Annotated in this window: 24 protein-coding genes and 1 pseudogene; 6 read left to right on the top strand and 19 right to left on the bottom strand. The window is 49.1% G+C overall.

Annotated elements, in window-relative coordinates; genetic code table 11:
• Positions 1 to 2 precede the first annotated feature (2 nt).
• The 13 genes and pseudogenes from rplE to rplC form a co-directional block, all read right to left on the bottom strand.
• On the bottom strand, positions 3 to 548 hold the full coding sequence (gene rplE, locus OXH18_RS03545) for a 50S ribosomal protein L5 (protein WP_268611042.1): 546 nt from the start codon (positions 546 to 548) through the stop codon (positions 3 to 5).
• A gap of 112 nt (positions 549 to 660) precedes the next feature.
• A complete protein-coding gene (gene rplX, locus OXH18_RS03540) occupies positions 661 to 996 on the bottom strand; it encodes a 50S ribosomal protein L24 (protein ID WP_268611041.1) in 336 nt (111 codons plus the stop codon).
• On the bottom strand, positions 996 to 1,361 hold the full coding sequence (rplN, locus tag OXH18_RS03535; protein WP_268611040.1) for a 50S ribosomal protein L14: 366 nt from the start codon (positions 1,359 to 1,361) through the stop codon (positions 996 to 998). Before rplN ends, rplX begins: the two co-directional genes overlap by 1 nt.
• A gap of 116 nt (positions 1,362 to 1,477) precedes the next feature.
• A pseudogene (gene rpsQ, locus OXH18_RS03530) lies at positions 1,478 to 1,711 on the bottom strand (30S ribosomal protein S17); the annotation flags it as partial.
• A gap of 24 nt (positions 1,712 to 1,735) precedes the next feature.
• Positions 1,736 to 1,981, bottom strand: coding sequence for a 50S ribosomal protein L29 (gene rpmC / locus OXH18_RS03525; RefSeq protein ID WP_268611039.1), 246 nt, complete (start codon positions 1,979 to 1,981; stop codon positions 1,736 to 1,738).
• 3 nt (positions 1,982 to 1,984) lie between these two features.
• A complete protein-coding gene (gene rplP / locus OXH18_RS03520; protein ID WP_268611038.1) occupies positions 1,985 to 2,404 on the bottom strand; it encodes a 50S ribosomal protein L16 in 420 nt (139 codons plus the stop codon).
• A 74-nt stretch (positions 2,405 to 2,478) separates the two neighbouring features.
• Complete coding sequence (rpsC, locus tag OXH18_RS03515; RefSeq protein ID WP_268611037.1) at positions 2,479 to 3,228, bottom strand: 30S ribosomal protein S3; 750 nt, start codon at positions 3,226 to 3,228, stop codon at positions 2,479 to 2,481.
• Positions 3,229 to 3,276: 48 nt separating this feature from the next.
• On the bottom strand, positions 3,277 to 3,639 hold the full coding sequence (gene rplV / locus OXH18_RS03510; protein ID WP_268611036.1) for a 50S ribosomal protein L22: 363 nt from the start codon (positions 3,637 to 3,639) through the stop codon (positions 3,277 to 3,279).
• A gap of 93 nt (positions 3,640 to 3,732) precedes the next feature.
• Positions 3,733 to 4,011, bottom strand: a complete 279-nt coding sequence (gene rpsS, locus OXH18_RS03505; protein ID WP_268611035.1) for a 30S ribosomal protein S19 — start codon at positions 4,009 to 4,011, stop codon at positions 3,733 to 3,735.
• 46 nt (positions 4,012 to 4,057) lie between these two features.
• A complete protein-coding gene (gene rplB / locus OXH18_RS03500) occupies positions 4,058 to 4,921 on the bottom strand; it encodes a 50S ribosomal protein L2 (protein ID WP_268611034.1) in 864 nt (287 codons plus the stop codon).
• An 83-nt stretch (positions 4,922 to 5,004) separates the two neighbouring features.
• On the bottom strand, positions 5,005 to 5,307 hold the full coding sequence (locus OXH18_RS03495) for a 50S ribosomal protein L23 (RefSeq protein ID WP_268611033.1): 303 nt from the start codon (positions 5,305 to 5,307) through the stop codon (positions 5,005 to 5,007).
• Positions 5,300 to 5,935 carry a 50S ribosomal protein L4 gene (rplD, locus tag OXH18_RS03490; protein ID WP_268611032.1) on the bottom strand — a complete coding sequence of 212 codons (636 nt, stop codon included), beginning with the start codon at positions 5,933 to 5,935 and terminating at the stop codon, positions 5,300 to 5,302. Before rplD ends, OXH18_RS03495 begins: the two co-directional genes overlap by 8 nt.
• A 60-nt stretch (positions 5,936 to 5,995) precedes the next feature.
• Positions 5,996 to 6,634, bottom strand: coding sequence for a 50S ribosomal protein L3 (rplC, locus tag OXH18_RS03485; RefSeq protein WP_268611031.1), 639 nt, complete (start codon positions 6,632 to 6,634; stop codon positions 5,996 to 5,998).
• Between the two features lie 845 nt (positions 6,635 to 7,479).
• On the opposite strand from rplC, the gene ndhN reads away from it, so the two are divergent.
• From ndhN to OXH18_RS03465, 4 genes are all read left to right on the top strand, one after another.
• Positions 7,480 to 7,956 carry an NAD(P)H-quinone oxidoreductase subunit N gene (ndhN, locus tag OXH18_RS03480; protein WP_268611030.1) on the top strand — a complete coding sequence of 159 codons (477 nt, stop codon included), beginning with the start codon at positions 7,480 to 7,482 and terminating at the stop codon, positions 7,954 to 7,956.
• 316 nt (positions 7,957 to 8,272) lie between these two features.
• Complete coding sequence (gene ldpA, locus OXH18_RS03475) at positions 8,273 to 9,412, top strand: circadian clock protein LdpA (RefSeq protein WP_268611029.1); 1,140 nt, start codon at positions 8,273 to 8,275, stop codon at positions 9,410 to 9,412.
• Between the two features lie 240 nt (positions 9,413 to 9,652).
• Positions 9,653 to 11,437 carry a R3H domain-containing nucleic acid-binding protein gene (locus tag OXH18_RS03470; protein WP_268613119.1) on the top strand — a complete coding sequence of 595 codons (1,785 nt, stop codon included), beginning with the start codon at positions 9,653 to 9,655 and terminating at the stop codon, positions 11,435 to 11,437.
• Positions 11,438 to 11,532: 95 nt separating this feature from the next.
• Complete coding sequence (locus tag OXH18_RS03465) at positions 11,533 to 12,222, top strand: class I SAM-dependent methyltransferase (protein ID WP_268611028.1); 690 nt, start codon at positions 11,533 to 11,535, stop codon at positions 12,220 to 12,222.
• Between the two features lie 90 nt (positions 12,223 to 12,312).
• Here OXH18_RS03465 and OXH18_RS03460 read toward each other — a convergent pair whose 3' ends face one another.
• From OXH18_RS03460 to pgl, 4 genes are all read right to left on the bottom strand, one after another.
• Complete coding sequence (locus OXH18_RS03460; protein WP_268611027.1) at positions 12,313 to 13,485, bottom strand: cysteine desulfurase family protein; 1,173 nt, start codon at positions 13,483 to 13,485, stop codon at positions 12,313 to 12,315.
• Positions 13,486 to 13,698: 213 nt separating this feature from the next.
• On the bottom strand, positions 13,699 to 14,121 hold the full coding sequence (locus OXH18_RS03455; protein WP_268611026.1) for an FHA domain-containing protein: 423 nt from the start codon (positions 14,119 to 14,121) through the stop codon (positions 13,699 to 13,701).
• Positions 14,122 to 14,271: 150 nt separating this feature from the next.
• Positions 14,272 to 15,270: an FHA domain-containing protein gene (locus OXH18_RS03450; RefSeq protein ID WP_268611025.1), complete on the bottom strand. Its 999-nt coding sequence runs from the start codon at positions 15,268 to 15,270 to the stop codon at positions 14,272 to 14,274.
• A gap of 289 nt (positions 15,271 to 15,559) precedes the next feature.
• Complete coding sequence (gene pgl / locus OXH18_RS03445; RefSeq protein ID WP_268611024.1) at positions 15,560 to 16,288, bottom strand: 6-phosphogluconolactonase; 729 nt, start codon at positions 16,286 to 16,288, stop codon at positions 15,560 to 15,562.
• A 268-nt stretch (positions 16,289 to 16,556) separates the two neighbouring features.
• On the opposite strand from pgl, the gene OXH18_RS03440 reads away from it, so the two are divergent.
• Both OXH18_RS03440 and OXH18_RS03435 read left to right on the top strand, forming a co-directional pair.
• Positions 16,557 to 17,420 carry a pentapeptide repeat-containing protein gene (locus tag OXH18_RS03440; RefSeq protein WP_315874662.1) on the top strand — a complete coding sequence of 288 codons (864 nt, stop codon included), beginning with the start codon at positions 16,557 to 16,559 and terminating at the stop codon, positions 17,418 to 17,420.
• Positions 17,421 to 17,893: 473 nt separating this feature from the next.
• On the top strand, positions 17,894 to 18,307 hold the full coding sequence (locus tag OXH18_RS03435; protein ID WP_268611022.1) for a hypothetical protein: 414 nt from the start codon (positions 17,894 to 17,896) through the stop codon (positions 18,305 to 18,307).
• Between the two features lie 305 nt (positions 18,308 to 18,612).
• On the opposite strand, the gene OXH18_RS03430 is transcribed toward OXH18_RS03435, so the two are convergent.
• Complete coding sequence (locus OXH18_RS03430) at positions 18,613 to 19,044, bottom strand: carboxypeptidase-like regulatory domain-containing protein (RefSeq protein ID WP_268611021.1); 432 nt, start codon at positions 19,042 to 19,044, stop codon at positions 18,613 to 18,615.
• A gap of 14 nt (positions 19,045 to 19,058) precedes the next feature.
• Positions 19,059 to 21,215 (bottom strand): alkaline phosphatase, encoded by a 2,157-nt coding sequence (locus tag OXH18_RS03425; RefSeq protein WP_268611020.1) that lies wholly within the window; start codon positions 21,213 to 21,215, stop codon positions 19,059 to 19,061.
• Positions 21,216 to 21,329: the final 114 nt, after the last annotated feature.

The following is a 21,329-nucleotide window of genomic DNA, read 5'->3' as shown; positions in this document are numbered from 1 at the left end:
TTTCAGTTATCCCGAAAGGGCATTCCTAATTCTTTTAATAGGGCACGGCCCTCTTCATCTGTATTGGCAGTCGTGATGATAGAAATGTCCATTCCTCGAATTTGGTCGATGGAATCGTAGTCCACTTCTGGAAAAATTAACTGTTCGCGAATGCCAAGGGTGTAATTACCTCGTCCATCAAAGCTTTTCGGACTCACACCTCGGAAGTCACGAATGCGAGGAAGAGCCAAATTCATCAACCGATCGAGAAAAGCGTACATGCGATCGGAACGAAGTGTCACCATGATGCCAACTGGCATGCCTTTGCGGATTTTGAAGCCCGCGATCGCTTTTTTGGCACGGGTGACAACGGGCTTCTGTCCGGTAATGATGGCAATTTCGCTCAAGGATGATTCCATTGCCTTCGCGTTTTGTGCTGCTTCTCCCAAGCCCCGATTGACTGTCACTTTTACAACCTTAGGAACCTGATGGATGTTGGTGTACTGAAACTGCTCCATCAGCTTGGGAACGATCGTTTCTTGATACTGGGTTTTTAGTCTAGTTGCCATAGTGTTTTAGAATCACTCCTCCCTGGTCTTGGTCAGGGAACTAAAAGGTAGGAAAAAGGTTAAGAGTGACGCGCGCGGGCTATTCTTTAGCGTTCGTCCTAGCGCTTACAGACTAATCAATGATTTCGCCTGTTTTCTTCAACATCCGCACCTTGCGTCCGTCCGCGTTAAAGGTGTAGCAAATGCGGCTAGCCACCTTTTGTTTAGTAGAGTAGAGCATGACATTAGAGCTGTGAATCGGTGCTTCAAACGTCGTAATTTGACCCGACTCGCCTTCGCCCTGGGGCTTGACATGCTTTGTTCTCACGTTTACTCCTTTAACCACTACTTTGCTGGACTCCGGAATGACCCGCAGAATCTCGCCTACTTTACCTTTCTCTCGTCCGGCAATGACCTGAACGGTATCGCCCTTCTTCACATGCACTTTATAGCGAACCTTTTTAGTCATCACAGTACCTCCGGCGCCAGTGAAACAATCTTGGTGAAGTTTTTATCGCGTAGCTCACGAGCCACTGGCCCAAATACTCGTGTCCCACGAGGATTCCCTTCTGCGTTAATGATGACAGCCGCATTATCATCAAACCGAATGGACATGCCACTATCGCGCCGTAATCCTTTCTTAGTTCGAACAACGACTGCTCGAACCACATCCGATTTTTTCACGCCCATATTTGGAATCGCATCTTTGACAACGGCGATGATGACATCTCCCACGTTGGCATAGCGGCGATTTCCACCAAGAACACGAATGCACATGAGCTTACGTGCACCGCTGTTGTCTGCTACGTTCAAATAGGTTTCTTGTTGAATCATGCGTCCTCTCCCTCTTCGCCTGCATCCGGAGTGTTTACATCAGGGGGGTCTACTGGATCAGTGGGTGCAGCCGCTTCAACCGCGAGTTCAGAACTCGCTTGAGGAACAAACGAGTGGCTAACGATTTCCACCACTGCCCACCGCTTGGTTCGGCTCAATGGACGGGTTTCTTGAATGCGGACTCGATCGCCCACCTGACATTTGTTTTCTTCGTCGTGCACTTTATACCGCTTGGTTTGCACCATAATTTTGCGGTATTTGGGATGAGGAGCACGGTTTTCAACCGCTACTACTACCGTCTTATCCATCTTGTCGCTGACGACTAAGCCGACTCGCTCTTTTGCTGCCATTGAAGTGTCTACTCCTGTACCTGCCTATTCATCATCTGCTGTTGAGTCTGAGTCTGGAGTTGCCTTCATTGCTGCAAGTTGGCGTTCTCGTTCGATAGTCATCAGTTGGGCTAAGCGATGGCGCAAATGCTTAAACTGATGAGGTTTTTCTAGCTGACGGGTTGCCTTTTGAAACCGCAATTGAAACAACTCTTTCTTGACTGAAACAATTTGATCGCTGACTTCCTGATCGCTGAGGTCGCGGATCTCATCAATTTTTGGTAAGGGCATAGGTTATGACTCCTCCGATTGACGGGCGATAAACTTGGTCTTGATGGGGAGCTTATATTGTGCCAAGCGCATAGCTTCGCGAGCCGTTGCCTCAGGAACACCAGCCACTTCAAATAGAATTCGCCCTGGTTTGACTACAGCAACCCAAAACTCTGGATTTCCTTTGCCCGATCCCATTCGGGTTTCCGCTGGGCGCATGGTGACAGGTTTATCCGGGAAGATACGAATCCAAATCTTGCCGCCCCGACGAATGTAACGAGTCATGGCACGACGACTGGCTTCAATCTGACGCGATGTGATCCAGCAAGGCTCTAGCGCTTGCAAGGCAAAATCGCCAAAATTAATTTCATTACCCACGGTCGCCATTCCCTTCATGCGCCCGCGTTGCTGCTTTCGGAATTTTGTTCTTCTAGGACTTAACATGGCTAGTACCTCTGGAAGGATGAAGGATGAGGGATGAGGAATGCCGGATTAGTGAATCCTTTCTCCTCACTGCCTTAGCCTTCGTTCGATCGATCTTCGTATTGCTGGCGACGACGTTGCTGGCGACGGCGCGGTTGATTGTTGGCAGGCTGGGCAACCTCTTCTTGTCCGGGAATAATTTCTCCCTTGAAGATCCAAACCTTGATGCCCAAAATTCCATAGATGGTTTGAGCCGTACGGTACGCATAGTCAATATCAGCTCTGAGAGTATGGAGTGGCACTTTGCCTTCGCGCGTATATTCTGTGCGGGCAATTTCGGCTCCATTCAGTCGGCCGCTGACTTGAATTTTGATGCCCTCCACCCCGGCTCGCTGGGCCCGTTGAATGGCTTGCCGAACCACACGCCGGAATGAAACCCGACGCTCTAACTGTTGAGCGACGTACTCCGCAATCAGACCCGCGTCAGCATCTACCCGCGCAACTTCCACAACGTTAATGCGAATCTGTCGATTGCTATCGCCGAGTGCTCGCTGCAACCCAGTTCGCAATTCCTCGATGCCTTGACCGCCTCGACCCACAACAACGCCAGGACGTGCCGTATGCACCTCTAGATCGATTTGATCAGCTTTACGCTCAATGCGGATTTGCGAAATTCCAGGGCTTTCTAAGCTCTTCAGCTTAGTTGGATTTTTTTCAAGGAAATTCCGAATAATGTAGTCTTCTTGCAACAGCTTGGGATACCGATCGGTATCGGCAAACCAACGAGATTTGTGTTCTTGGGTAATTCCTAGACGAAACCCAACTGGATGAATCTTTTGTCCCACGGTGCGTCCTCTGTCTATCTGAATCAAACGGTGATTAATGTGCTGTACTTACGCTTCATCGGTTTCAGTGGGAGCAACGGCGATCGTAATATGACACGTTGGCTTCCGAATTTGATAAGCTCGCCCTTGGGCCCGAGGACGATAGCGCCGTAGTGTGGGACCTTGATCAGCAAAGGCTTGACTGATGACCAGATCAGCCGGAGTATAGCCTTCATTGTGCTCTGCGTTAGCCACCGCCGATCGCAGCACTTTTAAAATTGGCTCACAGGCTTTGTAGGGCATAAACTCCAAAATAATTAAAGCTTCCCGATAAGAACGCCCCCGAATTTGGTCTAAGACTCGGCGCACCTTGTGCGGTGACATTCGAATATAGCGAGCAACTGCTTTTACTTCATTATCCGCAATAGCCATAACCTTACTCCTGTAGCAATTTTGGATTCTAGATTCTGAATGTTGACTGGTTTGATCATTGCTAAACTCGCCAATCTAAAATCCAAAATTGATTTAGCGACGAGCCTTCTTGTCACTCTTAGCGTGACCTCGGAAGGTACGAGTGGGGGCGAACTCACCAAGCTTATGCCCGACCATTTGTTCTGTGACATAAACTGGAACATGCTGACGACCGTTGTGAACGGCGATCGTATGTCCAATCATCTGGGGAATGATTGTGGATGCTCTAGACCAGGTTTTAATAACCTGTTTTTCGTTTTTATCATTGAGCACCTCAATTTTTTTAAGCAGGTGATCCGCTACGAATGGGCCTTTTTTAAGTGAACGGGACATAGTTTAATAACCTCTGATCAAGCTTGGAGAGTTTCGTGCAAGACCTTTAGGATTCGCGTCCGCCCCGACCACGCTTAGAGGTACGGCGACGACGACGAACAATCAAGGCATTGCTGAGCTTTTTCTTCTTGCGGGTTTTCATCCCCAGTGCTGGCTTACCCCAAGGTGTGACAGGACCCGGACGACCGATCGGGGCACGACCCTCACCACCGCCATGGGGGTGATCGACTGGGTTCATAACGCTACCCCGGACTTCAGGTCGGCGACCTTTCCAGCGTTTCCGACCTGCTTTACCAAAACTGGTATTTCGCACGTCGGCATTGCCCACCTGTCCGATCGTTGCGTAACATTCCCGACGTACCATTCGTACTTCCGTCGAAGGCAGCCTCAGCGTTACAAAATTACCTTCTTTAGCAACCACTTGGGCGCCCGTTCCAGCCGCCCGCACAATTTGCCCACCTTTGCCCGGGACAAGTTCAACATTGTGAACTACAGTTCCCAAGGGCATGTTGCCCAAGGGTAGAGCATTTCCGACTTCAAACGGCGCATCAGGTCCAGCAACCACAGTTGTTCCCACGGTTAGCCCTTGAGGATACAGAATGTAACGCTTCTCACCATCTTGATAATGCAGCAGTGAAATCCGAGCATTACGGTTGGGATCGTATTCGATCGACACCACCTTGGCTGGAATATTGTGCTTATTGCGATAGAAATCAATAATGCGGTAAAGTCGCTTGTGCCCACCCCCGCGATGGCGACAAGTAATGACGCCTCGGTTGTTGCGGCCCTTGGCGCGATGAATAGAAACCGTCAGCGATCTTTCGGGTTCGCTGCGAGTGACTTCCGCAAAATCAGAAACCACCCGTTCCCGGGTTCCAGGAGTGTAAGGTCGATAGTAACGAATGCCCATAGTCCAATCTCGTTGAATTCTAGATTTTAGATCTTGAGTTCCTTTGGATTCTGGACAGATCCAAAATCCAAAATCTGCAACCTTTAAACTTCGGGGAACAACGTAATTGAATCACCCGGTGCCAGCGTCACCACAGCACGCTTGAAATGGGATCGATGTCCCATAAACCTGCCCATACGACGCTGTTTTCGAGGCGGATTCATTGTGTTCACCCGAACAACTTTGACATCAAATAAATCTTCGATCGCCGCCTTGATGTCATCCTTCGTAGCTCTAGGAACCACTTCAAAGACATACTTATTGTCTTCCAACAGACGAGTCGCCTTCTCAGTCACGATCGGACGATGAACAATGTCTGGGAGATCGCGGGTTTCAAATCTAGCCATCGCTATATACCTCCTGGATCTTCGCAAGTGCCGACTGAGTTGCGACAATCTGATCCGCCGCCAAAATATCAAAAATGTTGAGATTAGTTGCAGAGATCAATCGCAAACGACTGACATTGCGTGCCGAAAGATAAGTATTATCATCACGCTCTGACACAATCAGTAGCACCTTTGCTTCTGGTTCAACGCCCCAGCGAGACATTGCCTGCACCAACTCCTTCGTTTTTGGACGCGGCAATTGAGTTGCAAAATCTTCCACCACAATCAAATCGTCTGCCCGACTTTGCAAGGCGGTTCGCAGAGCAAGGCGACGCTCTTTGCGGTTCATCTTAACTGAGTAATCCCTGGGCTTTGGCCCAAAAATCACACCACCGCCCCGCCATAACGGCGAGCGAATTGAACCAGCCCGTGCTCGTCCGGTTCCTTTCTGGCGCCAGGGCTTACGTCCCCCTCCCCTGACTTCTGCCCGCGTTTTGGCAGAAGCCGTCCCTTGACGAGCATTGTTCAATTGCCGCACCAGCGCCCGATGCACGATGTGTGCCGCATTTTCTTCCTTTGCGACCCGCAATTCCAGAGAAGCCTGTCCAGCCTCCTCTCCTTGCCAGTTCTTGACTACGCAGTTAACCATAAGCTCTATCTCTTTCTATAGAGGCTGCTAAATTGCCGATAATTCAAACCTTCCCTTGCCCTACTTCCGTCCCACCTTTTTAGCTGGTAGGATATTCAACAACGCGCCCGGCTTACCGGGGACGGCTCCCTTGATCAATAGCAAGTTACGCTCAGCGTCTACTCTTACAACTGTTAGTTTACGAACCGTCACTTGGGTATTGCCCAAGCGTCCGGCCATTCGTTTACCTGGATAAACGCGACCAGGCGTTGTACCGGCTCCTGTAGAGCCTGGCAACCGATGATTCTTAGAGCCGTGGGCCATCGGACCGCGCTTAAAGTTATGCCGTTTCTGATAACCAGCAAAGCCTCGGCCAATGCTAGTACCAATTACATCTACAATTTGTCCTGCTTCAAAGGCATCTGCCTTAATCTGCTGACCAAGTTCATATTGACTAGCATCCTCCAAGCGGTACTCCTGCAAATGGCGGAGGGGAGCAGCCCCAGATTTAGCAAGATGACCTAGCTCAGGCTTAGTTAAGGCTTTTTCAGCAACTTCCCCATAGCCCACTTGAACAGCAGAATAGCCGTCCGTTTGCTTGGACTTGATTTGAGTGATAGTGCATGGACCTGCTTGAACGATCGTTACAGGAATTGCCACCCCTGTTTCGTCGAAAATTTGGGTCATGCCGAGTTTTGTGCCAAGAATTCCAACAGACACCGTAGGGACTCTCCCTTGTTCTACACATTGCAAAAGAGCGGGGCTGGCAATGATACTTACTAGCCCACAGAACTCCAGATTCAACTAACCTCGGAAGATCTAGACTGGTTTGACAGCATCAATTGCTTGCCAATAGTTTTGATCCCCACAAGTCTCCAAGAGGGCTTGAAGATTGAAAAGCTGCTTTGCGCCTTGGCGCAGCTTAAGGAGCCAGGACTTGAATAGAAACAACTTGTACAACAAGTGGAATCTAATCAGTATCCTTTCCGACTCAAACCAACAGTTCTCCGCTAAAAACCCAGATGGCGAGAATATTGACCCAAAAAGAACAACCCGATCGCTAGATAGAGATTAAGCCTGCTTACACATCCTAGTCCAAGCACCCACTGCTCGGTCCTTGGCAAACCTAATACAACCTGTGGATCTAATCGCTCAATCAAAGCTTGGAGAACAAGTCACCTTGAATTTGGCAACAGCTACTAATCATAAAGCAAAAAATAGGAAATTGTCTAGGGTAGTGTCAATATTTTTTTAAGTCAATGATGCTCAAGATTGGTTTGGGTGGGCTGTTACGGGGGCTTAACAACTATTAGATAGTTTGTAACTTATGGTAACTGATGATAAATGATTGAAGCGGTTTAGGGGAATGAGAATGATTTAGAGATGGCGTTATATATCAATATCACGACTTAATCATTACCTATCCTGATGCAGCGAAGGGTGACAGGGCTTGATTGGGCGATCGGAGCTTCACTATAATCTTCTTAAAGATTTTGCTGGAAGGGGGTAGACGCTCCAAATTCCAGTTGAAATCTTTGAAGGCGCAGTAGCTGAACGAGAAACCTATGGCACTCATTACAACGGGCAAAAAATTTATCAAGGAACTGGAAACGGCGGGGGCAGTTGGCATATTAATTCCCCTAGAGGGTGGACACGAAGGTCGATATCAGCGGCGTGTGCGGGCAGCAGGATATGAAGTTCTTAACATCACTGCCCGGGGTTTAGGAGATCTTTCGTCCTATTTAATGAATGTGCATGGTGTGCGTCCGCCGCATCTGGGGAAAAAAGATACTGAACGCGAAGGAGCAGTTGGCTATCGCTATTATGTGGCTCCTGTTGCCAAGTATCCCTTAGAAAGCTTGCCATCCAATGCGAAGGGTTTAGTGATTTGGATGATGGAAGGAACAATTTTGTCCCAGCAGGAGTTACAGTACTTGACCACTTTGCCAGGTATAGAGCCTCGGCTTAAGGTTGTGGTTGAGATGGGAGGCGGGCGTGTCTTTACGTGGAAACCGTTGAAAGAGTTTTTGATTGCAGCCTAGGAAAGGGGCGGCTTGGTTGCTTGCGATCCCCTCTTGCTTCGTGCAATCGTTTTGCATTACCACCGCCTACTGCGCTGCAATTTGAGAGAAAACCATTTCAATCAGTGGGAGTTTGTTTAATCGTTTTAGGATCGACAGATCGATCGGTTTTAACAAAAGACGCGAGCAAAACAAAGATTCAAGCTACCGGGGATCATTTTTCTGGACAGTATTTGCACCAGCGATATTATCGATACATTTAGTTTTCTTGCCCTTGTAGTACACTAAAGCCATAAGTGACCTAGTCATTTTATCTGTAGCCTTTTAGTATGTAAGGGTGACTGATTTGTATTACCCCTTACGATCCCTAAGGGAGGGCCACTGGTTTAAGCTAATTTGTGGAGCCAGTTTTCAACACCTTCCTGCCGTTCGAAGTCTCACTCTTGCGTATACGTTGGCTGGTGCTGATTGTATTGATGTCGCCGCAGATCCAGCCGTAATTAACGCCGCCTATGATGCGCTACAAGCGGCAAGCCAGTTAGTTGAAGCTGCTAATCGGCAAGGCTTTTTTCCTACAACTTTGCCCTGGCTCATGGTTAGCCTAAACGACGGCGAAGATCCTCACTTCCGCAAGGCTGCTTTTGATCCAGCAGCTTGCCCTCCAGCGTGCGATCGTCCCTGTGAGAGGGTTTGTCCAGCCCAGGCGATTGTATTTAACCAGTCTGAAGCAGGTGTCATCGACAACCGCTGCTATGGCTGTGGACGCTGTCTGCCCATTTGCCCGGTACAACAAATTACCACTCGGTCTTATGTAGCCGCACCCAGTGTTGTGGCTCCATTAGTATTGGCTCATGTGGATGCCGTAGAAATTCATACGCAAGTTGGACGATTCCACGACTTTAAACGACTGTGGAGTGCGATCGCTCCCTTTACCGCGAACTTGAAGGTGATCTCAATTAGTTGCCCGGATGACGACGGTTTGATTGACTATCTGTGGTCTCTCTACGAACTGATGGCTCCACTTCCCTGCTCGTTGATTTGGCAAACCGACGGCAGACCGATGAGTGGCGATATCGGAGATGGTACGACTCGGGCGGCTGTCAAGCTTGGGAAGAAAGTGTTAAGTGCAGGTTTACCCGGTCACGTTCAGCTAGCAGGCGGCACCAATCGCCACACGGTGGCTAAGCTACATGCGGCTGGGCTGCTACGGTCACAAGTTGATGTAGGACGCTACATTGCTGGAGTGGCCTATGGAAGCTATGCACGAGTTTTACTCGCTCCCATCTTAGAGCAATTGGAGCAGGGGGGTAATGAGGCTAACGCGGCAATGTTTCAACGTGATCACCCCCCCCAATCTGCCTCCCCTCTTCGACTAGAAACCGTTCCCGCCTTGCTTTGGCAGGCTGTGCATCTGGCCAATTCCTTAGTGTTCCCTCTAAAAGCATCTATGACCTTAAAACAAACTATTCCTCGATAGCGGCTAGTACCGGGGGGCAGTGTCGCTCTGCAAGTTCTGCATGACTCCTGTCACCCGTTACGAATCTGAGCTTTCTGTTCGGTTGAAAATTGTCCGTTTGTTTTACTGAATAGGTTTGACTGCACCTAGATCTCCAGATTATCCATGACATTTAACGGTAAAAATTCTTCAGATAAACCAATTCATTCGGCCATACCATCAGACACCATTGGGCTTAACGCATCTGCGACACCACCTGCCATGTCCGTTCAAATGACAGACGACTTAAATCAACTGCTAGAAATTTTGCCGGAACCGATTCGGTCCCAAATTGACTCCCATCCTCATCGTAATCAGCTTGTGGAGGTTGTTTTAGATTTGGGACGCTATCCAGAAGCACGATTTCCGAGCGGTTCGGAGTATCTATCGGATGTTCCGGTCACTAAAAGCGATCTACAACATTCAGTTGAGCGAGTTGGGATGTTCAGTGGCGATAATCGGGCAGGCATTGAACGAACGTTGCATCGCATCAGCGCCATTCGCAATCGGGCGGGTGAAGTGATTGGACTGACCTGTCGTGTGGGTCGGGCGATTTTTGGCACGATCGGCATGATCCGCGATTTGGTAGAAACCGGGCGATCGATCCTCATGTTGGGGCGTCCCGGTGTAGGCAAAACGACAGCCCTACGAGAGATCGCTCGCGTGTTAGCCGATGAGTTAAACAAGCGCGTCGTCATTATTGACACCTCTAACGAGATTGCCGGCGATGGAGATGTGCCCCATCCAGCCATTGGCCGAGCGCGACGAATGCAGGTGGCACGTCCAGAACTTCAGCATCAGGTAATGATTGAAGCGGTCGAAAACCACATGCCAGAAGTAATCGTGATTGACGAAATTGGCACTGAACTGGAAGCGCTAGCGGCTCGGACGATCGCCGAACGAGGAGTGCAACTAGTAGGCACGGCCCACGGCAATCGGATTGAGAACTTGATCAAGAATCCTACTCTGTCCGACTTGGTAGGCGGTATTCAATCTGTCACCTTGGGTGACGAAGAAGCGCGGCGACGGGGCAGCCAGAAAAGCGTTTTGGAACGTAAAGCTCCACCTACCTTTGACATAGCTGTTGAGATGCTAGAGCGGCAAAAGTGGGTGGTGCACGAAGATGTGTCGGAAACTGTAGATAACTTGCTGCGCGGACGACAACCGAATCCTCAAGTGCGCACTGTGAATGAAGCCGGAGAGGTAGTCATTACTCGTGAATCTCCGATCGCTGCTCAACCCCCTGCTGCTCGACCGCTGCCGTTTGGTAATCCCGCGAAAAGTGGAACAACAAGAAGTGGTTGGCGAACGTCTGGACAGTTGACGCCCTTGCCGTCCTATCAACGCAATGACCTGGGCAGTGATATTGGGGAAACCAGTTCTTCTCGGATACTGACCGATCGGCAACAGTTTGATCAATTGCTGAATGAGTCAATGGATGGTGCGTTGGCATCGATCGAACCAATGGACGAGTTCTCTAGCAGGGGGCCAAATGGGGAAGACTTACCGTTGCATGTCTATCCCTATGCCATCAGTCGTCATCAACTGGATCAAGTGATTCAAACGATGCACTTGCCGATCGTGCTAACGAAAGATATCGATAGTGCCGATGCCGTTCTAGCACTGCGATCGCACCTCAAGAACCACTCAAAACTACGGCTACTGGCCAAAACGCGACAAATTCCCATTCATGCAGTGAAATCTAACAGCTTGCCGCAATTGATTCGATCGTTGCAGCGGTTACTTCATTTAGATACGGCTGGCTCCGATGAACCGATGGATTTGACGTTATTTTATCGAGGTGCAGATGAGGATGAAATTGAAGCCTTGGAGGAAGCCCGCTTAGCCGTAGAGCAGATTGTAATTCCGAGAGGGCAGCCTGTGGAACTATTGCCGCGATCGGCCAAAGTGCGCAAAATGCAGCATGAATTGGTTGAACACTATCGGCTAAAATCCACCAGCTTTGGCGAAGAACCTAATCGTCGTTTGCGAATTTACCCGGCGTGAGACACGAGTCGGCATCCAATCTACCCTGCATGAGACCCTGATCATGCAACAATGATGGAGATCCTTCAAGTCTAGGTGTTAACGCGCAAATTGACATGCAACGAGTCTTCGATCACATTCGTCGAGTTAATCTGTGGCAGAGTCAAGAATCGGTGTCTGGGCGTGGCTCTGAATTGGCTTGTACGGCCGCACTGCGAGCCGCTCTGCCAGACCTATTTCAGCAACTTGAAGTTACATCGATATTAGATGCACCCTGTGGTGATTTCAATTGGATGCAGCACGTACCGCGTCAGGGAATTACTTATACGGGCATGGATATCGTGCCAGAGTTGATCGAGGGCAACCAACAGCGCTATGCGTCTCCAGCCGTCCAGTTCCGCGTAGGAGATATCACTCAAGATCCATTGCCCTCGGTTGATTTGATCATCAGTCGTGATTGCTTGGTTCACCTATCTTGGCAAGACGCTTGCCGCGCTCTCCACCAGTTTCAGCAAAGCGGTTCTCGCTATCTGCTAACAACAACCTATCCTGGCACTTCCATCAATCGAGATGCTCCTACTGGGTCTTGGAAGCCGCTCAACCTCTGCCAACCACCGTTCAACCTAGCCAACCCTCTGCTATTGCTGCCCGATCCGAGTGACGATACTGGAGCGAACCCTGATAAATCAATGGGGCTGTGGGAGTTGCCAACCCTAAACCTACCGGCTGTTCCCCGCTGGAGTTCCTTAGAAGTCCTGGGAATCAGCTTGGTTCGGAGGTACATTGACCCATCGTGGAAGCTGTAGAAGCAGGATAAGTGCATTCCTAGAGATTACATCCTAGATGAACATCAAGAAGATCAAACAGAGTATCAAATGTTATCAAATGTAAATCCTTCATCGGCTTGTTGAGGACAACAGGGGTTCTGAGGCTAGGCGTTTTAAGACTTGCTTTAGTACCATTGCTGTCCAATCGATATCGGCATCCGTGGTATGGCGTCCTAGGGTTAATCGAATTCCAGTCTTAGCTAGCCGATCGCTTAGACCCATTGCCAACAATACCGGACTGGGAACCAGTTTGCCGCTGTGACATGCTGACCCAGAGCTAATTCCAATCCCAGCTAGATTCATCTGCCGCACGATCGTTTGACCACTCAACGTTTCGCTGTCGGCATGGCTGAGATGAAAACTGACATGATGAGGCAACCGATGCAATCGATCGCCCGTTGGTACCAGAATCGGTACATCGGCTAATCGATCAAAGAGGCGATCGCGCAATCGTATCAACCGTGGTATTTCGCTGATCATCTCTTGAGCCGCTAATACTGCGGCCTGTCCAAACCCGGCTATGAGAGGAACGGCTTGGGTTCCCGATCGCAGCTTAAACTCTTGTCCCCCCCCCTTCAATAGCGGATGCAGTTCTACACCCGGTCTAACATAAAGTGCCCCAGCGCCTTGCGGTCCATATAACTTATGACTAGAAACCGAAAGCAAATCAACGGGTAGCTGCTGAAGGTTAATGGGAATGCGTCCAGCCACTTGCACCGCGTCGGTGTGAAACAATGCCCCGTGATCACGAACAATTTGTCCTAGCGTTTCGATCGGTTGTAGCGTCCCAACTTCGCTTTGACCATAGATAATTGAAACCAAAACAGTATTTCGGCGCAATGCAGCTTGTAAATCATTCGGATCGACTCGCCCATGTGCATCCACTGGCAAGCGTGTGACTTGCCAGCCCCACTTTTCTAGCAAGCGAACAGGTTCAGAGATTGCCGAATGTTCCACGCTGGAAATAATCAAATGTTGCGGAATCGTGTACTGCTGGGCAATGCCCCAAATCGCGAGATTATTGGATTCGGTTCCACCTGATGTAAATACGATCGAGTCTGGCACAGCTTGAAGTAACTCTGCCACCTGTTCCCGAGCGGTTTCTAGAACAGTCGCGGCCCGCTGTCCCCATTGATGTAAGCTGGAAGGATTGCCCCATTGTTCGGTCATCACCTGCTGCATCAAAGCCATTGCTTCGGCACGCACAGGAGTGGTGGCACTGTAGTCCAAGTAAATTTGCATGATGGTTGGAGGATTGCCAGGCTGGTTAAATGAAGAGTGTTCTACTTCTCAGCATAAAGGTAGAAGCCAACTCCTAGAACTCTCACGCGGATGATTCCCATATAGAAAGCACTAACCCTCGGTCGATTGCATCGAGTCTAGGACGGTCTATCAAGAGAATTGCCTAACTCCATAATTTGAGTGGCACCAATGCCTCATCTGAGTTAGTTAATTCTACTCAACGTCATCTTCCTCGGGAGCTTGTTGAGTGATTTCCGTAGTAATTAGGGGAAGGTCAGACCGAGTGGGCAACGATCGAAGCGCGCTCACCGTGTCTTGTAATTCTTCCAAAACCGCATCACCGATACGAATTTGAATATTAGGTCCCGATCGCGCCAAGCGAATAATCACCCCATCAGTTACCGGTTCTTGAGTGATGCGCCTGCCATCAATGTAAGTACCATTTGTACCCAAGTTCACGACTTCCCATTGATTACCAACACGATGTAGCTCAACATGATGGCGAGATACAACAGCACTGTAGAGAACCACTTGGTTGTCAGTAGACCGACCAATCCGAATCTTCGATTCATCTGGAAAAGTCCAAACTTGGATTGGAATCTGCTTGAGCGGATGCAAGAGGGTTAAAGTAATCACGCGAAAAACTACGTCTAGATCAAATGAGCCTAATCAAGAGCCTAGGCCGATAGACTTTAGGTATGAATTATCAGTCTGATTTATCTATATAACTTATGAAGACAGTAATAAAACTGAGGCATTCACGTAGCTTATGAAGATCAGGCGCAATTAGGAAAGTTGAAACAAAAACGTAACTTTATCTCCTTTCCCTAGCGCAATTCGATCGCCAGGACGTAAGCGATGGCGATTGCCTGACGGTAGTGGCAAATTATTGATGTATGTCCCATTAGCACTACCCACATCTTCAATGAAGTAGGAGTCTCCTTCAATACGGATATCAGCATGGACACGGGAGACAATTTCGGAACTTGGGAACCCAGACACATCAACATCTGGTGGAACCCGATCGTTTGGCTTACCGATATGAACAACTGTTAAATTCGACGGCAATTCTACAGGCGTATTTGTTTGAACATGCAGCAACCGTGCTACCTGCGTTTGCAGAATCGTTTGAGATGGGGCGGAGGAAATTGGAGCTTGGGCGACCGTCGGAGGTGAAACCGTTGAAGGGGGTGAGTTAGGAGGCTGAGATGCAGCTTCGTGGGGCAAAGAAGGTTTAGACGTATCAATTCCACCAGTTTCTTGGGGCGGAATTGACGAAGAATAATTAATTTCAGAATTAGACGACATCTCTATTTCAGCAGCGAGTGGATCAGGTTCTACGATCGGTTCGGGGGGCAATTGGGGAAGATCGGGTGACAAATTAGGAACAGGTGCCGCAAGGATGGGTGGTAGTGCAGACACGGTTGCACCCTCTTCACCAGAGGGTGAACTTCTGGGGGCTGTAACAGTTGAAGGCAACGGGGAACTGGAAGACGTTGAACTGCTTGAATAAACCGTATTTTCAAGTAAACTTTCTGGTGGCTGAATGGGAACAGTAGGAGGAGCTTTATCTGGAGATACGGCTACAGTAGGAGGCAACGGCACAGCATTGCTTTGGGTGGCATCCTGCAAATGAAAACCACATTGCCCACAAAAACTCGCATCAGACTGTACCATGGCACCACAGCTAGGACAGTGCATTTCCTGTGGCAGAGGCGTAAAACAAGCCTCGCAATGAACTGCTTCGTCTGGGTTATGGTGATTGCAATTGGGACAAACGGTCATGCAAAGCTCTCCAGAATTGCCACTAATTCCTTAATGTCTCAGAGTTAGAATGGTCAGCGCTTGAATCTACCTAGCTTTAGATCGCTAATCAAAATGCGCGATACAAGTTAAAGATCCTTGTCCCCCATCATACCTATTGTGGGAAGTTAAGGCTCAGGGATTTAACACCCTCTTACGATCATTACGACTGACGGTGAATGTTTGGTCATTGCTTTACGTATTTCTACAGATCTGCTCCGTTTCATTTCTCAATAAACCTGGTTTGAAGTCCTGTTTTGAAAGCGTTGCTTTAAGATGCGACTGCAAGATTTTCCCCTGCTGCTTGATCTAGCAACCACCAGAGTTCTCCTACTGGCTGGATCATACGGGCAGGATAGGCAGCATCATCGGCTGTAGAAGCAAAAATTTGCGACAGCGCCGCTTGTTTACTGACACCAGACACCATAAAGATGACACAACGAGCTTGATTGATTAAAGGGGCTGTAAATGTAATTCGCGGCTGACCGTCTTTATTGCCCACAGTAATGAGTCGATCGTGGACTTGCAGAGCGTCGGTGTGCGGAAAAAGCGACGCCGTGTGCCCATCATCGCCCATGCCCAACAAAATCACATCTAGGGCTGGAATTTCACCAGGCTGAAGTTGAAAGATTCGCTGTAGGTCTTGCTCATAGCGTTGGGCTGCCTCGGCTGGATCAGACGCATCGGTGGGCATGGGGTGAATATTAGTGGCTGGAATGGGTACTCGATTTAACCAGGCTTTGCGAGCCATCCCTTCGTTACTGTCGGGATGATCCGGCGGAACATAACGCTCATCCCCCCAGAAGATGTGGAGTTTGTCCCAGGGACATGCTTGAGTTGCTAAAGCTTCATACAACGGTTTGGGCGTGCTGCCGCCTGATAGGGCTAGGGTGAACTGACCCCGATCGCGGATCGCGGCTTCCATCTTAGCTAGCACCAACTCGAGCGATCGCTGTACCAAAGCCGCTTTATCAGACAAAATCTCAACATTCTTAATCATTTCTACAACTCCTACACACGGTAATCGAGACGCTAACTAGGGCATTCGCAGGTAACATAGGGGACAATTGCTGTTACTTGGAAGATTAACCCATCTATCGCTTCCGCAACTGGCTTTGTAGAATAAAAAATATCCTTTATTGCTGTCGAGGAAACCTTCTCTTTCGCTGGAAGTTTCTCTAGCTGGTATCCAGCCAACTCGAACAATTTCACGTTAATTCCATCCTTTCATGGTGTAGATGTAATTGTCTAACAATCTAATTGCGTCGATGAGCGATCTAGAGCGGTATTACCGAGTATTAGGGCTGGAACCGGGGGCTTCCCTAGAGGAGGTGAATCAGGCCTATAAGGACCTAGTGTTTGTTTGGCATCCCGATCGCCTTCCCAAAGATAATCCTCGATTGCAAGAGAAAGCCCATGCCAAGCTGAAAGAATTTAACCAAGCCCGCGATCAGTTGCGATCGCATCATGTTGCTCGTAAAACCTCTGCGCCCTCATCCGACTCTTCAGCGACTAACTCATCCGCGTATCAACCTCGTTCTCCTTATCCCCATTCGCCCTATCCACGTTCAGCGCAGACCGTTCCGCCCCGTTACCACTACTATCAACCACCGCCGCGCCCATCCTATTCGCGAAGTCAACCTCCTCAGACTCCCTATTCTCCTGCTTCTTCATCTTCATCAGCACAAAGCCGAGTTTATCAACCGTCTTCGCAACCATCAACCTACGCGGCATCTGGGTCACGATCGGCAAATTTCGCTCGCAAGGACAAAGACCTCAGCGGCAGTGATTTTACAGGAGCCGATTTGCGGGAAAAAGATCTTTCCTGTCGTAACCTGAGTCAGGCCAACTTGAGCAACGCCAATCTGAGCGATGCGTTTTTGCATCGAGTCAACTTGGCAGAAGCCAACCTGCAAGGAGCGAATCTGTTTAGAGCCAACTTGCTAGAAGCAGATTTAAGACGAGCCAATCTGCAAGGAGCAAATTTGATTGGCGCAGATTTGAGCGGGGCAGACCTGAGCGGCGCCAATTTGAAAGGAGCACGCATTGGAGTATCGAATCGACTCATGGTCAAGCTAACAGGGGCTAAATTGGCTGGGGTTATAATGCCCGATGGAACCATTCATGCCTAGCAATCGTCTTGGCGTTTAAGCTAGTTAAACCAATCAATAATCACAACCATTTTTCTCTTAAAAGCAAAGCACTGTCTGCTTTATTAAACGATTGACCAGCTATACTGAGTATAAAGAAACACAAATTAATCGCGAAAATGACTAGATTGTCATTCGCTTTAACCTCCTTTGTCTTTACAAATATTTGCTCTAGAACTTACCTTCTGTCTAAGTTTCGGAAATTTTTTACCCTGTGATCCGTGCTAGGGGACACCTCCGTATACTCAAGCAAGATTCTCTGTATTGATACGCTTGTGTAGTATTGATGACAGATTTGTGTGGTAGAGTGTTTGTATCTTTATAGAGGTTTCACAAACATTTACTGAATCTTAAGGTGCAGTCGATTCAAGATCAATTTGTGATTCATGGGTGCAATGAACGCGGTCGATCAAAGCTAAGAAAACTGTACCATTCGACAAAAGTGGTTTGACAGGGTGCATATACGCTCGGTAAGTGCTGCTTTATGTAAATCAGAAGGGCGATCGATGGGTCAGTCTACCTTTACACCATTATTCAAAACCATTCCGCCTGAGCGGGTGGGGCTTTTCGGGGAGTATGATCACAAAGGCTTAGTGAAACGAGTGTCGTTAGCATTAAGCCAAAACTTCGAGCCAAGCGAAATTCGTGGCTTGCGTATCAATCAGCGGGGTGCCGTTGTGGTGCTAGTTGGACAGATTCCCAACCAGCGACTGCTCATCAAATTGGTCAACATCATTATGGACATCAACGGCGCTGTTGATGTGGAAATTAACGGCGTGAGTGTAGCTCATCGGCTTAAGACCTATCTGGACGTGAAACCTTCAAAAGATGCCTTGCTAAAGTTACTGACGTTAGTCAATAGCCACTAGGCCAGATTGCTATCCAGGCACTATCCAGACATCAGTCCAGGGCACAATCAAGGCACAATCAAAAAAATCAAGCTTTGAACGTGAGGCGCTCTCAGCATGTTTAAGTAGCCGCACGTTATAAGTTTGTGCGACCTCAGGCTTTGTGTTGATAGTTCTAGCAGCCCCAGTATCCCCTAATACTGGAGGACTTTGGGGCTGTCAGGAGTTTCTCAATTCTGGGTAGGTAGCAAATTTATACTCCTATTCAGCAACACTCTATAAACCTAGGAGCTTTCTGATGACTTACCTACCCATCTAGCCGAAGCTTAGTAATCCATTTCCTTGAGATTGTGTTTCTCGTCTGAGGCGAGATCATAGAAGCGTCCGGTGCGTCCAGCTACACGAGTGACAAAGGTATATTGCCGATTGTTTTCCGAGGGATTTTCAATCGCAATTTGGTAGTTGATATTCCGCAGTCCTTTGAACCAAAATTGCCCGCTGTCGTCGGTGTAGGTAGTCTGCGGTGGCAGCGAGTTAATTGTGACTTTGGCATGAGTAATCAGGTTATGCCCGTGGGTATCATACCAGTGGCGTGTATCGGACACTTTGCCGTAGAGTAAACTGGTGCCGTGTGGTTTTTGCCACAAATGAAGGACTGGACGCGCTAGCAGTAGGGCGATCGTCATGACTAGAATGGTAGCCGCTAGGAGCAGCCACTGAGTTTGACGGTTACGCATGGCTCGATTGAGATTAAGCATGATTCCCTCTCCAATTAGCTGTGGTAAGCTGTGCGATGCGTACTAGCCGGATGCGTCTGTTGAGCTAGTACAGACGGTCGATCGCTGGGTATCAAGGCGGCTAGTTGTCCTCGCTCACGAACGCCACTGATGGCGGCTGCCATACGCTGAAATATTTCGATGTTATCAATCACGCCATTGAACAAAGAGCTACCGGGTCCTTCGGCTGCAAGGGGCACATCATCGGCAGTGTGATTTGCTACCGTGGTCGATCGCTCTAGGTCAGCGGTCAGCAGTAACCCATCGGGATTGCGGGCTGGGTTGGGCGTAGACCCGTCTTCTTCCAAGGCCGGATCGAGATTAATATCATCGGTGAGAAAATCTGTGCGGAAGGCAGGTCGTGCTGAAATTCCTAGCACTAGTTTATTGGGCGGATCAGACTCATCAGGGTAGCCGTTGGCATCCAGATCACGGTAGTCGCTAAACCCTGCATCTGTGAACGATCGCATCGCCTCTTGCAAATCAATTCGTCCTTCTTGAATAGCTAGCGTATCAACGGTGCCGCCAACCGTTTGCCCTTGAGCATGATCAGCCGTCACCAAAATCAGCGTCGTACCCTCTTGAGCCGCAAACGCCCGTGCCACTCCCACCGATTGATCCAACGTCAGCACTTCGTACAGAGTACGATCGGGGTCGAGGGGATGAGCTAGCTTGTCCGACTGCGACGATTCGACTTGCAGCATCCAACCATTGGGATACAGTGTGTTTAGTACCGTAATACCCTTAGCCGTCATTTCTTCAAGCATAGGAATTGTGGCGAACTCTGGCGGAATCGGTGGATTTAGATCGGCCGCTCCACGACCGCGAATCGTTGCCTGTCCGCGAGACACCAACAAGTCCAGTGCTGAGGGAATATTTTGTGGTCCCAATGCTGCATCGGGGCGAAAATCCCCAAGAAATAACCCAAAAATTGGGCGATCGTTGGGAGCCGCATTCATGGTTTGCAGATCGGTTACGAAGGTATAGCCCTGCTCTTTAGCGACGGTAATCAAATCCTGGTTATCGCGCCGCACGCTGCCATCTTTGAACTGCTGTTCGCTCAGACCTTCATCGCCAATGAAGTGACGTGCTCCTGGACCCAACAATACGTCTACGGGTTGCGTCAGTTCGGCCAGGCTTTGGTAGCCAGTGGCGGGTTGATAGAACGCATCATCGTAGAAGTCGAAATACTGCTGGGCGATCGACTCATACTGGTTGCGGTGGCGAATATTGGACGCAAAGGACGATGGTGTGGCATCAGTAAGGAAGGCAGTCGTCACCATACCAATGCCCCAGTTATAGTTGCGCTTCATGTATTGCGGCAACGTTTCAACACGGGGATTATCAAGTGGATTATCGGGTGTGTTATCAGGAAAGGCATTGAGGGCATTGTTGATGGTTTTTGCTCCAGATACCCAAGCCGCAGCGGTGTTGGCAGAATCGGGAATCAAACTGTTGAGCGAATGCGTTGATACCAGCGCCAATTCTGGCATTTGCTCAATCTGCAAATGTCCGGCAGGTTGTCCATCCTGAATGCCATATTCCATGATGCGGGCCCCAGTGCGCAACGGGGTTCCCATGCCATCGCCCATCATCAAGATGATTTTGTTTAACCCATCGGCGGGTTGAAAATTTTGAACGCGATAGGTATTCGTCACGGTAATTGGTTCGCCATCCAATGTGACGATCGCCGATACTTCATAATTTCCCGGTTGGTCAAACGAATAGTTTCGTAATGTTTGACCCAAAAAACCAGAATCGGCGGGCGGCATTCCTACTTCCAGTTCGCCTCCGGCCATCGCCATTTCTGCCTCGATACCCTGTTGAAAGGTGCGGGTAACATCTTCCCCATTAATCGTCAGGGATTGCAGCATTGGTGGTTGCTCGGCAGGAATCGTAGTTTCTACTCGCAGGTCAAATCGTTGTCCAGTAATCAGAGTGGTGTTATTGACAGGCCAAATTCTCACGGGAGCAGGGTTCACCGCTCCTAACGTCAATGGATCGTCGGGCGATCGGGTTTGACCTGGTTGGGCCCAAACTGCTGAAATCGGAACAACACAATAGATATAGAAGATACAACAAATGAGTAGACACAGAAACCTGGTGGTTTTCAACCAGTGCCAGGTTCGTTCCCCATTGGAACGCACATTCATGAAATTCTATCCTCCTATGACAGATATAGCGCCTCGTCTGCGAGTTAACTGGTCAAGACGCAATCGGGCAGTTCAGCCAGATGACTAGCACAATCTGAATCAGTGAGTGCTTGC

The organism is Thermocoleostomius sinensis A174 (assembly GCF_026802175.1).
Taxonomy (GTDB): domain Bacteria; phylum Cyanobacteriota; class Cyanobacteriia; order Elainellales; family Elainellaceae; genus Thermocoleostomius; species Thermocoleostomius sinensis.
This window is presented reverse-complemented; position numbering and strand designations above follow the sequence as displayed.

What these genes read in the sequence shown, in the direction of transcription:
- rplE (WP_268611042.1), bottom strand. Translation starts at nt 548, where the DNA reads ATGGCAACTAGACTAAAAACCCAGTATCAAGAAACGATCGTTCCCAAG.
- rplX (WP_268611041.1), bottom strand. Translation starts at nt 996, where the DNA reads ATGACTAAAAAGGTTCGCTATAAAGTGCATGTGAAGAAGGGCGATACC.
- rplN (WP_268611040.1), bottom strand. Translation starts at nt 1,361, where the DNA reads ATGATTCAACAAGAAACCTATTTGAACGTAGCAGACAACAGCGGTGCA.
- rpmC (WP_268611039.1), bottom strand. Translation starts at nt 1,981, where the DNA reads ATGCCCTTACCAAAAATTGATGAGATCCGCGACCTCAGCGATCAGGAA.
- rplP (WP_268611038.1), bottom strand. Translation starts at nt 2,404, where the DNA reads ATGTTAAGTCCTAGAAGAACAAAATTCCGAAAGCAGCAACGCGGGCGC.
- rplV (WP_268611036.1), bottom strand. Translation starts at nt 3,639, where the DNA reads ATGGCTATTGCGGATAATGAAGTAAAAGCAGTTGCTCGCTATATTCGA.
- rpsS (WP_268611035.1), bottom strand. Translation starts at nt 4,011, where the DNA reads ATGTCCCGTTCACTTAAAAAAGGCCCATTCGTAGCGGATCACCTGCTT.
- rplB (WP_268611034.1), bottom strand. Translation starts at nt 4,921, where the DNA reads ATGGGCATTCGTTACTATCGACCTTACACTCCTGGAACCCGGGAACGG.
- OXH18_RS03495 (WP_268611033.1), bottom strand. Translation starts at nt 5,307, where the DNA reads ATGGCTAGATTTGAAACCCGCGATCTCCCAGACATTGTTCATCGTCCG.
- rplD (WP_268611032.1), bottom strand. Translation starts at nt 5,935, where the DNA reads ATGGTTAACTGCGTAGTCAAGAACTGGCAAGGAGAGGAGGCTGGACAG.
- ndhN (WP_268611030.1), top strand. Translation starts at nt 7,480, where the DNA reads ATGGCACTCATTACAACGGGCAAAAAATTTATCAAGGAACTGGAAACG.
- OXH18_RS03470 (WP_268613119.1), top strand. Translation starts at nt 9,653, where the DNA reads ATGTCCGTTCAAATGACAGACGACTTAAATCAACTGCTAGAAATTTTG.
- OXH18_RS03465 (WP_268611028.1), top strand. Translation starts at nt 11,533, where the DNA reads ATGCAACGAGTCTTCGATCACATTCGTCGAGTTAATCTGTGGCAGAGT.
- OXH18_RS03460 (WP_268611027.1), bottom strand. Translation starts at nt 13,485, where the DNA reads ATGCAAATTTACTTGGACTACAGTGCCACCACTCCTGTGCGTGCCGAA.
- OXH18_RS03450 (WP_268611025.1), bottom strand. Translation starts at nt 15,270, where the DNA reads ATGACCGTTTGTCCCAATTGCAATCACCATAACCCAGACGAAGCAGTT.
- pgl (WP_268611024.1), bottom strand. Translation starts at nt 16,288, where the DNA reads ATGATTAAGAATGTTGAGATTTTGTCTGATAAAGCGGCTTTGGTACAG.
- OXH18_RS03440 (WP_315874662.1), top strand. Translation starts at nt 16,557, where the DNA reads ATGAGCGATCTAGAGCGGTATTACCGAGTATTAGGGCTGGAACCGGGG.
- OXH18_RS03430 (WP_268611021.1), bottom strand. Translation starts at nt 19,044, where the DNA reads ATGCTTAATCTCAATCGAGCCATGCGTAACCGTCAAACTCAGTGGCTG.
- OXH18_RS03425 (WP_268611020.1), bottom strand. Translation starts at nt 21,215, where the DNA reads ATGAATGTGCGTTCCAATGGGGAACGAACCTGGCACTGGTTGAAAACC.